The organism is Oleiphilus sp. HI0132 (genome assembly GCF_001635845.1).
In genome coordinates, this window is the sequence record NZ_LWGJ01000739.1 from 1 (window position 1) to 296 (window position 296).

At 45.9% G+C, this 296-nt stretch carries 1 protein-coding gene; it reads left to right on the forward strand.

Annotation, left to right across the window (positions count from 1 at the left end; all coding sequences use genetic code 11):
* A partial coding sequence (locus tag A3766_RS08795) for an HD-GYP domain-containing protein (RefSeq protein ID WP_156508798.1) occupies positions 1-296 on the forward strand: 296 nt, incomplete at both ends.

Here is a 296-nt window from a genome sequence, read left to right on the forward strand (position 1 = left end):
GCATGTCTTTAGTCTCGCCCGACATACTTAATAAGCCTAGCAAACTAAGCGACCAGGAATTTCGTACTATTCGCGGCCATATAGAGATGGGCTCAGAATTTCTAAGTCGTATGGAAGGTTGGACAGAAGCCGCCACGATGGTTGCTCAACACCATGAGCGATATGATGGTAAAGGCTACCCAAAGAATTTGGCAAACGAACAAATACACCGTGGTGCTATGTTAATCGCTTTGGCGGACACCTTCTATGCAGTAACCAACGAACGTGCAGATAGAAGCTACAAGAAGTCTCTGTTC